At 68.6% G+C, this 6,736-nt stretch carries 6 protein-coding genes; all 6 read left to right on the top strand.

Annotation, left to right across the window (positions count from 1 at the left end; genetic code table 11):
• Positions 1-4 precede the first annotated feature (4 nt).
• The 6 genes from AB0G63_RS19750 (at position 5) to pssA (ending at position 6,414) form a co-directional block, all read left to right on the top strand.
• Positions 5-2,053, top strand: coding sequence for a protein meaA (locus tag AB0G63_RS19750; protein ID WP_360751671.1), 2,049 nt, complete (start codon positions 5-7; stop codon positions 2,051-2,053).
• Positions 2,050-3,024, top strand: a complete 975-nt coding sequence (locus AB0G63_RS19755; protein ID WP_324788063.1) for a CoA ester lyase — start codon at positions 2,050-2,052, stop codon at positions 3,022-3,024. Before AB0G63_RS19750 ends, AB0G63_RS19755 begins: the two co-directional genes overlap by 4 nt.
• 4 nt (positions 3,025-3,028) lie before the next feature.
• Positions 3,029-3,541: a MaoC family dehydratase gene (locus AB0G63_RS19760; protein WP_360751673.1), complete on the top strand. Its 513-nt coding sequence runs from the start codon at positions 3,029-3,031 to the stop codon at positions 3,539-3,541.
• Positions 3,541-4,746 (top strand): acyl-CoA dehydrogenase family protein, encoded by a 1,206-nt coding sequence (locus tag AB0G63_RS19765; protein ID WP_360751676.1) that lies wholly within the window; start codon positions 3,541-3,543, stop codon positions 4,744-4,746. The genes AB0G63_RS19760 and AB0G63_RS19765 overlap by 1 nt, the downstream gene beginning before the upstream one ends.
• A 170-nt stretch (positions 4,747-4,916) precedes the next feature.
• Positions 4,917-5,573, top strand: coding sequence for a phosphatidylserine decarboxylase (locus AB0G63_RS19770; RefSeq protein WP_351894008.1), 657 nt, complete (start codon positions 4,917-4,919; stop codon positions 5,571-5,573).
• Between the two features lie 22 nt (positions 5,574-5,595).
• Positions 5,596-6,414, top strand: coding sequence for a CDP-diacylglycerol--serine O-phosphatidyltransferase (gene pssA, locus AB0G63_RS19775; protein WP_324788110.1), 819 nt, complete (start codon positions 5,596-5,598; stop codon positions 6,412-6,414).
• The last annotated feature ends 322 nt before the right edge of the window (positions 6,415-6,736 follow it).

Consider the following 6,736-nt stretch of genomic DNA (forward strand, 5'->3'; position numbering starts at 1 on the left):
GCACATGACTGAGCGTCAGGCGCCGCAGGCGCGCAAGGAAAAGGACCGGCCGTGGCTCATGCGCACGTACGCCGGTCACTCCACGGCCGAAGCGTCCAACGAGCTGTACCGGCGCAACCTCGCCAAGGGCCAGACCGGCCTGTCGGTGGCGTTCGACCTGCCGACGCAGACCGGCTACGACCCCGACCACGTCCTCGCCCGCGGCGAGGTCGGCCGGGTCGGGGTCCCGGTCTCGCACCTCGGTGACATGCGCCGGCTGTTCCAGGACATCCCCCTGGAGCAGATGAACACCTCGATGACGATCAACGCCACGGCCATGTGGCTGCTGGCGCTCTACCAGGTCGTCGCGGAGGAGCAGGGCGCGGACATCACCAGGCTCCAGGGCACGACCCAGAACGACATCGTCAAGGAGTACCTGTCCCGGGGCACTCACGTGTTCCCGCCGGGGCCGTCGCTCCGCCTGACGACGGACATGATCGCGTACACGGTCTCCCACATCCCGAAGTGGAACCCGATCAACATCTGCAGCTACCACCTGCAGGAGGCGGGCGCCACACCGGTGCAGGAGATCGCGTACGCGATGTCCACCGCCATCGCGGTGCTGGACGCCGTACGCGACTCCGGGCAGGTGCCCGCCGAGAAGTTCGGCGACGTCGTGGCCCGCATCTCCTTCTTCGTGAACGCCGGCGTGCGGTTCGTCGAGGAGATGTGCAAGATGCGGGCCTTCGGCCGGATCTGGGACCAGGTCACCCGCGAGCGGTACGGCATCCAGGACCCCAAGCAGCGCCGTTTCCGCTACGGGGTCCAGGTCAACTCCCTCGGCCTGACCGAGGCGCAGCCGGAGAACAACGTCCAGCGGATCGTCCTGGAGATGCTGGCCGTGACGCTCTCCAAGGACGCCCGCGCGCGTGCCGTGCAGCTCCCCGCGTGGAACGAGGCCCTCGGTCTGCCCCGGCCGTGGGACCAGCAGTGGTCGCTGCGCATGCAGCAGGTGCTGGCGTACGAGAGCGACCTGCTGGAGTACGCCGACATCTTCGAGGGCTCGAAGGTGATCGAGGCCAAGGTCGCCGAGCTGGTCGAGGCCTCGCTCGCCGAGATCGAGCGCATCCAGGAGATGGGCGGCGCGATGGCGGCCGTCGAGTCCGGCTACCTCAAGTCGCAGCTCGTCGCCTCGCACGCGGCCCGCCGGGCCCGTATCGAGTCCGGCGAGGAGAAGATCGTCGGCGTCAACATCTTCGAGACGACCGAGCCGAACCCGCTGACCGCCGATCTGGACACGGCCATCCAGACGGTCGACCCTGCCGTCGAGGCCCGCGTCATCGCCTCGCTCCAGCACTGGCGCGACACCCGCTACCAGCCGCCCTTCAACCACCCCCGGCCCTGCAAGGCGCTGGAGCGGCTGAAGGAGGCCGCCAAGGGCACCGAGAACCTGATGGAGGCCACCCTGGAGTGCGCCCGCGCCGGGGTGACGACCGGCGAGTGGGCGGGCGCGCTGCGCGAGGTGTTCGGCGAGTTCCGGGCGCCCACGGGCGTGTCCTCGGCTCCGGTCGCGGTGACCGCGGAGGCCGGGACCGCGCTCGCCGAGGTCCGCCGGAAGGTGGACGCCACCGCCCGCGACCTGGGCGTCGGCAAGCTGCGCTTCCTGGTCGGCAAGCCGGGCCTGGACGGGCACTCCAACGGCGCCGAGCAGATCGCCGTGCGGGCCCGCGACGCCGGGTTCGAGGTGGTCTACCAGGGCATCCGGCTCACCCCGGAGCAGATCGTGGACGCGGCCCTCGCCGAGGACGTGCACGCGGTCGGCCTGTCCATCCTCTCCGGCTCGCACTCCCAGCTGGTGCCGGACGTGCTGGAGCGGCTCCGTGTGGCCGGTGCCACAGATATACCGGTGATCGCCGGTGGCATCATCCCGAGTGGCGACGCCGAACAGCTCAGGGCCGCCGGAGTGGCCGCGGTCTTCACACCCAAGGACTTCGACATCACCGGCATCATCGGCCGCATCGTCGACGAGATCCGGACAGCGAACAAGCTCGACCCCCTGGAGGTCCCCGCATGACCAGCCCTGCTCCCCAGGTCAACCGACTGCGCCCGCGGCGCTCCTGCCTGGCCGTCCCGGGCTCGAACCCCCGCTTCCTGGAGAAGGCGCAGGGCCTCCCGGCCGACCAGGTCTTCCTCGACCTGGAGGACGCGTGCGCGCCGCTCGCCAAGCCCGAGGCGCGGCACACCATCGTCAAGTTCCTCAACGAGGGCGACTGGACGGGCAAGACCAGGGTCGTGCGCGTCAACGACTGGACGACCGAGTGGACCTACCGGGACGTCGTGACGGTCGTCGAGGGAGCCGGCCCGAACCTCGACTGCATCATGCTGCCGAAGGTGCAGAACGCCCAGCAGGTCGTCGCCCTTGACCTGCTGCTGACGCAGATCGAGAAGACCATGGGCTTCGAGGTCGGCCGCATCGGCATCGAGGCGCAGATCGAGAACGCGCAGGGCCTGAACAACGTCAACGAGATCGCCCAGGCGTCCCCGCGCATCGAGACGATCATCTTCGGCCCGGCCGACTTCATGGCGTCGATCAACATGAAGTCGCTGGTCGTGGGCGAGCAGCCGCCCGGCTACCCGGCGGACGCCTACCACTACATCCTGATGAAGATCCTGATGGCCGCCCGCGCCAACGACCTCCAGGCGATCGACGGCCCCTACCTGCAGATCCGCAACGTCGACGGCTTCCGCGAGGTGGCCGGCCGCGCCGCCGCGCTCGGCTTCGACGGCAAGTGGGTGCTGCACCCCGGCCAGGTCGACGCCGCCAACGAGGTCTTCTCGCCCTCGCAGGAGGACTACGACCACGCCGAGCTGATCCTGGACGCGTACGAGTACTGCACGTCCGAGGCGGGCGGCAAGAAGGGCTCCGCGATGCTCGGCGACGAGATGATCGACGAGGCCAGCCGCAAGATGGCGCTGGTCATCGCGGGCAAGGGCCGCGCCGCCGGCATGCAGCGCACCAGCAAGTTCGAGATCCCGGAGGCGTAGGGCCATGCAGTTCGGACGCACCTACGAGGAGTTCGAGGTCGGGGCGACGTACAAGCACTGGCCGGGCAAGACGGTCACGGAGTACGACGACCACCTGTTCTGTCTCCTCACCATGAACCACCACCCGCTCCACATGGACACGAACTATGCGGAGAAGACGACGGACTTCGGCAAGAACGTCGTGGTGGGCAACTACATCTACTCCCTGCTGCTCGGCATGTCCGTCCCGGACATCTCCGGCAAGGCGATCGCCAACCTGGAGATCGAGTCGCTGAAGCACGTGGCGCCGACCTTCCACGGCGACACGGTCTACGGCGAGACGACCGTGCTCGACAAGTGGCCGTCGAAGTCGAAGAACGACCGCGGCATCGTGTACGTCGAGACCAGGGGCTACAAGCAGGACGGCACGCTGGTGTGCGTGTTCCGCCGCAAGGTGATGGTCCCGACCGAGACGTACATCAAGGAGCGCGGCGGCGAGCAGCCCGGCCGCCCGGAGCTGAAGCAGCAGGAGAAGTGATGGCCCGTCTCGCCCAGACCGCCGGTCTGACCGACGTCCAGCAGGAGATCCTCTCCACCGTCCGCGACTTCGTGGACAAGGAGATCATCCCGGTCGCCACCGAGCTGGAGCACCGCGACGAGTACCCGCAAGCGATCGTGGACGGCCTGAAGGAACTCGGCCTGTTCGGTCTGATGATCCCCGAGGAGTACGGGGGCCTGGGCGAGTCGCTCCTCACCTACGCGCTGTGCGTCGAGGAGATCGCCCGCGGCTGGATGTCGGTGTCCGGCATCATCAACACCCACTTCATCGTGGCGTACATGCTCAAGCAGCACGGCACGCAGGAGCAGAAGGACCACTTCCTGCCGAGGATGGCGGCCGGCGACATCCGCGGCGCCTTCTCGATGTCGGAGCCCGGCCTGGGCTCGGACGTGTCCGCGATCACCTCCAAGGCGGTGAAGGACGGCGACGAGTACGTCCTGAACGGCCAGAAGATGTGGCTGACCAACGGCGGCACGTCGTCTCTGGTGGCCGTGCTGGTCCGGAGTGACGAAGGACACCCCGAGGGCACAGCACCGCACAAGTCGATGACGACCTTCCTGGTGGAGAAGGAGCCCGGCTTCGGCGAGGTCCGCCCCGGCCTCACCATCCCGGGCAAGATCGACAAGATGGGCTACAAGGGCGTCGACACCACCGAGCTGATCATGGACGGCCTGCGCGTGCCGGCCGATCGGGTGCTCGGCGGGGTCACCGGCCGAGGTTTTTACCAAATGATGGACGGAGTCGAGGTCGGCCGCGTGAATGTGGCGGCGCGTGGCTGCGGCGTCGCTCAGCGCGCGTTCGAGCTGGGCGTCCAGTACGCCCAGCAACGTCACACTTTCGGCAAGCCGATCGCCCAGCACCAGGCGATCCAGTTCAAACTCGCCGAGATGGCCACCAAGGTCGAGGCCGCGCATGCGATGATGGTGAACGCGGCCCGCAAAAAGGACTCCGGAGAACGAAACGACCTCGAAGCAGGGATGGCGAAGTACCTCGCCTCCGAGTACTGCAAGGAGGTCGTGGAGGATGCCTTCCGGATCCACGGCGGCTACGGCTTCTCCAAGGAGTACGAGATCGAGCGCCTCTACCGGGAGGCCCCGATGCTGCTCATCGGTGAAGGCACCGCCGAGATCCAGAAAATGATCATCGGGCGCCGGCTGCTCGAAGAGTATCGATTCCAGGGCTGATTGTCCGGATGCGGGGTGTTTTCTTCGAGAAGAAGATCACACCCCGTAGGCACTCTTCGGACGCCGACTCGGCTTCCTGGCTTGCCCAGTTGTGGCCTACGACCGGTACGATCCCGGAAAAGCCGCCGTCCCCCGTTCCAGCGCGGCATCATCCGCTACGAAGGTCATCCATGCCCCACAGCCAAACCTCTGCACCACGCGACAGCCTGGTCGGCGTACGCCTCGCGCGCGGAGCATCGCCGTGGCTTCTCCCGACCGTCGCCACCGCAGCCCTCAGCCTGATCCGGGCACGCCGCTCCGGTGTCGCCAAGGCCGTGGCCGTGCCCACCACCGCGCTCGCGGCGGGCATGCTGTGGTTCTTCCGCGACCCCGAGCGCGAGATCGCCCAGGGCCGGGTCATCTCGCCCGCCGACGGAGTGGTGCAGAGCATCATGCCGTGGAAGGACGGCCGCACCCGCGTCGCGATCTTCATGAGCCCACTCAATGTCCACGTCAACCGGGCGCCGCTGGCCGGCACTGTGACGTCGGTCGAGCACATCCCGGGTGGGTTCGTTCCGGCGTTCAACAAGGAGAGCGAGAACAACGAGCGCGTAGTCTGGCATTTCGACACCGAACTCGGCGACATCGAGATGATCCAGATCGCCGGCGCCGTGGCCCGTCGCATCGTCCCCTACGTGCCGCAGGGCACCAAGGTCGAGCAGGGTGACCGCATCGGTCTGATCCGCTTCGGCTCGCGTGTCGACATCTACCTGCCCGAAGGCGTGGATGTCGCGGTCGAGGTCGGACAGAAGACCGTGGCTGGGGTGACTCGCATTGACCGTGATTGATCCGGATACACAGGCGGGCTGGGTGCCCGAGGCGGACGAGGCGGACGACGAGGAGGAGATGCCGCTCTCTCTCCGCCTCTCGATAGCGGACACCCTCACCCTCGGCAACGCCACGTGCGGCTTCATGGCCGTGTACTTCACCACCACCGGCATCCTGATCCCGCACCTCACGGGCGACCAGGAGACCGGCATGGCCCGCCACAGCGCGGCCACGGCGGTGATCCTGATGCTGTGCGCCGCGGTCTTCGACCTGTTCGACGGCCTGGTGGCGCGCAAGCTGCGCAGCTCGCCGATGGGTGCGGAGCTGGACAACCTCTCCGACCTCATCAGCTTCGGCCTGGCGCCGGCGTACTTCGTCCTGGTCTACGGGATGGTGGCCGACGACGCGCACCAGCGGGTGGCGGCGCTGGGCGCGATCGTGGTGCTCCTGGCGGTGGTGCTCAGACTCGCGCGGTTCTCGTGCGTGACGATGAAGGACGGCATGTTCCAGGGCATGCCCTCGCCGTTCGGCGCGCTGACGGTCGTCTCGATCGTGCTGCTGGAGCTGCCCTTCGTGGCGACGCTGCTGGCGATCCTGGGCACGGCCTGGCTGATGGTGAGCCGGGTGGAGTACCCCAAGCCGCGGGGCCGTCTGGCGGGGGCGATGCTGTCGTGGATCGTCCTGTCGATGGGCCTGCTGGCGGCCTGGGCGTTCGACGCCCCGAGCGGCCAGCTGCTGCTCCAGACGGGCTGCGCCCTGCAGCTGGTCATGGGCGCGGTGATCCCGCTGTTCGCCACGGCCCGCCGGGTGAACAACTTCCGCGGCAACCGCCGCGAGGCGCGGGCCGCGCAGCTTCCGTAGCGGCTGCGCGACTGTCGTACGACGTGGAAGGGCCCCGAGCCGGTTTCGGTTCGGGGCCCTTCCACGTCCCCTGCCCGACCCTGGCGGGCAGCAGAGCACCGGGGGCGCCGGCCCGTACCGGCCGGACGGCCGCACACCGAACGGGCGACGGGCCGACCGGCCGCCACGATCCGGCGCCGAACCACGATCCGGTGCCGACGCCCGGAGCCCCCGGCACCGGACGGCTCCCGCCCACCGGGACACGCCGCAGGACCGGCCGGACACGGCCCGGCCTGGCGGCCGGCCGAGCACCGGGGCGACCGGCACCAACCAGCCGGACGGC

The organism is Streptomyces sp. NPDC020996 (assembly GCF_040641355.1).
Classification (GTDB): Bacteria; Actinomycetota; Actinomycetes; order Streptomycetales; family Streptomycetaceae; genus Streptomyces.

What these genes read in the sequence shown, in the direction of transcription:
- AB0G63_RS19750 (WP_360751671.1), top strand. Translation starts at nt 5, where the DNA reads ATGACTGAGCGTCAGGCGCCGCAGGCGCGCAAGGAAAAGGACCGGCCG.
- AB0G63_RS19770 (WP_351894008.1), top strand. Translation starts at nt 4,917, where the DNA reads ATGCCCCACAGCCAAACCTCTGCACCACGCGACAGCCTGGTCGGCGTA.
- AB0G63_RS19760 (WP_360751673.1), top strand. Translation starts at nt 3,029, where the DNA reads ATGCAGTTCGGACGCACCTACGAGGAGTTCGAGGTCGGGGCGACGTAC.
- AB0G63_RS19765 (WP_360751676.1), top strand. Translation starts at nt 3,541, where the DNA reads ATGGCCCGTCTCGCCCAGACCGCCGGTCTGACCGACGTCCAGCAGGAG.
- AB0G63_RS19755 (WP_324788063.1), top strand. Translation starts at nt 2,050, where the DNA reads ATGACCAGCCCTGCTCCCCAGGTCAACCGACTGCGCCCGCGGCGCTCC.